Raw genomic sequence first — 3,650 nt, 5'->3', positions numbered from 1 at the left:
TGCATACTGCTTCCAAGTGTTTGTATTCATGCCGGAAAGCAATAGCAGACAGATTCCGGATTGTCCAGTTTTATTTTCTATCTTCTTGATTCAGCCTGTGTTACCACCACGGGTAACACAGCCCTGCCGGGCCCCGCCGCGAACCGCCCCGGCGCGGCAAAATTCAGCCAAACCGGGCCGCGGAAGCGGCAACCGGATTTGATCATGAAAGGAGCCGCATCCCCATGCGGCGATTCCGGACAATAAAACATAAATCGCCGAACAGGGGTTCGGATACTGAATTTTGCGCTTTTCTGCGGCAAGACCTATTCCCAAAATTAAGCGCAATTCGGCCCCAAAAATATTTTCAACCAGCGCTTGACATTCCGGCTCATCTTTCGTATACTTACAATATGTTACTCCTCTTTTATACCGATTGCAGTGGATGCATGGCCGCGTCGGTTAAACAGCGATTTCTTCCCGTTTTGCGCACAATTGTGTAATTTGCTAACAGTCGTGTGGCTTTTGTTGCTTCCTTTTGTCGTCAGCTATTGCCATGTGTTTGGCTTGCTAACGCAGTGTTTCATGAATGTGTGGATGCAAACCGATTTTGGCTGGCATCTTGACCGTTGCTGATTGAAACCTCGTTGAAACGATGTCCATCGAAAAATCCGGCGATGGCGTTTGTGGTAAAAAAACAAACCGGATCAAAAAGCGACCACAGTGTCGCAAACGTAAAAGGAAGGACAAGCCATGAAACAAATTGTAGGAAGGCTATGCATTCTTGCGGCAGGCCTGCTGGGTTTGTGCGCGGTTGTTCCCGACGGATACGGGGAAACATTCTCGTTTGCGGTGATTGCCGATCCGCACATTGACGGGACGGCCGCCCATACAACTAAACTGCAGACAGCGGTAAACTGGATAATCGCCAACAAGACAAATGACGACATAGAACTGGCGTTTGTAGTCGGCGATATTGCCTGGGGCGGACCTGCGACTAATCGCAACATGGCGGTGGCCAAGGGGATTCTTGACCAGTTGAACCTTGCGGGTATTCCGTATATACCCATAATAGGCGATAATGAAGCTACGTCCGGATGCGATCTTGAGTTCGCAAATACATTCGGCGCGCAATATTCTTATCTATCCGGTATTCTTTCCAACTGGACAAAGGCCGCACTGCCGGTAAACGGAAAATATCTTCAGAATTTTTCGTTTGATTACAAATATTGCCATGCCATTTGCGCCGATTTCGTGTCACGGACGGCGGGCGTTGAATACGGCGATTTGCATGATTTTACCGGCGGTTCATGGCCGTGGTTCACGAATAACATCGCCGCTTGCGCCAAACCAAAAAAAGAAAACATAATGGTTATGACGCATATCGGCATGTTCCGAACCGGCATACAAACCGCCGACCAGTATCTTTTTTCGGACGCCGACCTGAACACGATCAAAAACTTTACCAAGAACTACAAATCCTACATAAGCGCCAACTATGCCGGCCACATCCATTGCAACTGGACACAGGATGTTATTGACGGTTGGTGGATTTTCGGGACCCTGATCTATACTTCCCGAGTGACGGATGAAACATGGTATGATGTGCGGGGGTTGGAATCGAGCGATACGACCTGTACGGTCAGATGGGTATCGGTCAACAATGGCGGCTCGCCGATAACGTACACCCAGCATACCGTTGATGTTGATTGACCGCTTGCGGAGGGAAAGAAAGGTAAATAAAAATTTCTTGCTGGGGAATTATTAATGCGGCGGGGGGAGGATTCGTTACGCCTCTCCCCCCGCACGCGGTTTGTGTGCCCAGCGCCGGCGGGCCGGGGCTGCGCCATCAGGCATCACGCTTGAACGATATAATTCGGGGTTGGATTCCAGAATTGGATTGAAGCGAAAGGAAAATGCGTGAAAAACGAAGGATGGATCAGGTTCGGTTGGGCGGCGGGTTCAGTTTGCATTGCAATTGTTTTGCTGAGCATCCCTTACATCCGGCAAACGCAGGAATTAAAACTGCTCAAGGCTGAGTGTGATCAGTTGCGGGATGAAATGTCCGGCTGGAAGGCCGAGATAGACGGATTAAAGCTTCAACTGGACGAAGCGCAACGGGAAGCCGGGACAGCCGCGCCTCCGCCGCCCCCCGTATATCATGAAACCGAAAAGGTTTCTCCTCCTCCCCCTTCTAAGAGCGAAGTCGCCGGTTCAACGTCGGCTTCCAAAGAGTCCCCCATGCCTTCCACAACCGGCGCAATAATTAAATTCGGCAATCCCGCCCAGGAAGCTCAATTATCCCGGATTGACTGGCAAGGCTGGATGCGTTTTGTGCTTGCCGCCGCCAGCAATAGAGACGCCGATACGGGCCAGTCCGCCTTAAACGATTCCATTCCCGTGCTTGAACAGGTTGCGGCGATCAGGGGCTATCCCTGCACGAAGGAACAACTGGAAAACGACCCGGTTCTGTCGGCCTATTGCCTGAATGCCTTGCTGAATGCGCTTGGCGCGGGGTTGGATGGAAAACAGATGCAGGAATTGGAAAAAATCTGCGCGGCGGCGGATGTGTTCACGGGGGATGCCGCTCCGGATTATGCGGTGGCCAACCGCTGCCTCTACGAGACAAAGATGAAAGCTATCTTGACCGACGAACAGAAGAGGGCGCTGAAAGAGAGCAATATTGCATTTTTCATTGGATTTGAATAATATTACCCGAATATTGCACGAAATTCGTGCAATATTCGGGTAATATATAGCAATGGCAGAAAGCGGTGTTTTTATGGAAACAAAAATCATGGCGGCGGTTGTGTGTGTCCTTGCGGCGGGCGCGCTAACGCCTTTTTGTCTCGCGGAAAATAAAGAAATGGAAATAAAAATATCCATCGCCGGGGACTCGACGGTGGCTTCGTACAAGATAGAACGGTTAGCGGGGTGGGGACAGGTTCTGGATAAATATTTCAAGGACAATGTCGTTATCAAAAATTTCGCTCTCAGCGGCAGGAGCACCAAAACATTCCGGGAAAAAGGCGACTGGAAAAAATTAATGGATTCAAAACCCGACTATATACTCGTACAGTTCGGACATAACGATTCCCACGCCAAAACAAAGCCTGAAGCCACTGATGCCGCCACCGATTACAAGGACAACCTGGGAAAGTTTGCCGACGAAGCGCAGGCGGCCGGCGCCAAGATGATTTTCGTCACCCCCATGCACCGGCGCACTTTTAAGAACGGAGAACTTGCCGACATCTTGAAACCTTATGCGGATGCGATGAAGGACGTGGCCAAAGAAAAAGGGCTTCCCTGCCTGGACCTCCATGCTTCCAGCGGAAAACTCCTTCGGGAACAGGGCGAGGAAAAGTGTAAATATATGGCCAATGACAAGGGCGACCGAACGCATTTTTCAAAGGCCGGCGCGGAAAAAATGGCCGAACTCATAGTGGAAGAACTGAAAAAATCTGATTCGGACCTGAAAAAACATTTGAAATGATTTATGCAACGCGCCGAGTCATACGATTATCGGGGCGCATAACTTTTCCCGTCCGCCTATAGCCACGCCCGACAATCCCTGGACCATCCCGCGGCATACGGCGCTGTTTTTTGATTTTGTCCGCGACAACGCGATTTCCATTGAGCGGCTGATTATAAAACGTATTTTCTATAACCGC

Annotated in this window: 3 protein-coding genes; all 3 read left to right on the top strand. The window is 50.3% G+C overall.

Going from position 1 to position 3,650, the window contains the following annotated elements:
- The first annotated feature begins 732 nt into the window (after positions 1 to 732).
- The gene (locus tag PHP98_11930) at positions 733 to 1,692 is read left to right on the top strand and encodes a metallophosphoesterase (protein MDD5484337.1); all 960 of its coding nucleotides are present in this window, start codon (positions 733 to 735) and stop codon (positions 1,690 to 1,692) included.
- A gap of 207 nt (positions 1,693 to 1,899) precedes the next feature.
- Positions 1,900 to 2,688, top strand: a complete 789-nt coding sequence (locus tag PHP98_11925; GenBank protein MDD5484336.1) for a hypothetical protein — start codon at positions 1,900 to 1,902, stop codon at positions 2,686 to 2,688.
- Between the two features lie 52 nt (positions 2,689 to 2,740).
- Complete coding sequence (locus PHP98_11920) at positions 2,741 to 3,472, top strand: rhamnogalacturonan acetylesterase (protein MDD5484335.1); 732 nt, start codon at positions 2,741 to 2,743, stop codon at positions 3,470 to 3,472.
- The last annotated feature ends 178 nt before the right edge of the window (positions 3,473 to 3,650 follow it).

This window comes from Kiritimatiellia bacterium (assembly GCA_028715905.1).
Lineage (GTDB): Bacteria > Verrucomicrobiota > Kiritimatiellia > JAAZAB01 > JAAZAB01 > JAQUQV01.
Note: the sequence above shows the minus strand (reverse complement) of the source record. Positions and strands in the feature narration are given on the sequence as shown.

Excerpts from the sequence above, each read along its gene's own strand:
- PHP98_11930 (MDD5484337.1), top strand. The coding sequence starts at position 733 with ATGAAACAAATTGTAGGAAGGCTATGCATTCTTGCGGCAGGCCTGCTG.
- PHP98_11920 (MDD5484335.1), top strand. The coding sequence starts at position 2,741 with ATGGCAGAAAGCGGTGTTTTTATGGAAACAAAAATCATGGCGGCGGTT.